Source organism: Arthrobacter mobilis (assembly GCF_012395835.1).
Taxonomy (GTDB): domain Bacteria; phylum Actinomycetota; class Actinomycetes; order Actinomycetales; family Micrococcaceae; genus Crystallibacter; species Crystallibacter mobilis.
This window is the reverse complement of record NZ_JAAZSQ010000028.1, coordinates 1,073-1,352: the sequence shown is the minus strand read 5'-3', so window position 1 is coordinate 1,352 and position 280 is coordinate 1,073. Positions and strand designations below refer to the sequence as shown.

General features: G+C 70.7%; 1 protein-coding gene. It reads left to right on the top strand.

What is annotated here, in order from left to right:
- On the top strand, positions 1 to 280 hold a 280-nt coding region (locus HGG74_RS21775), incomplete at both ends, for a thiamine pyrophosphate-binding protein (protein ID WP_512698801.1).

Sequence of the window (280 nt, the reverse complement as noted above, 5' to 3'; positions counted from 1 at the left end):
CCGGCCGATCCGGGGTGGATCGGGCGGGACCGGTTCATCCTCTCGCCCGGGCATACCTCGCTGACGCTGTACCTGCAGCTGTTTTTCTCCGGGTACGGGCTTGAGCTGAAGGACCTGAAGGCGTTGCGGACCTGGGGGTCGCTGACCCCGGGGCATCCGGAGTACGGGCATACCCCGGGGGTGGAGATCACCACCGGGCCGCTGGGCCAGGGCCTGGCCAGCGCGGTCGGCTTCGCGTACGCTCAGCGGCGGATGCGGGGGATGTTCGACCCGGACGCGG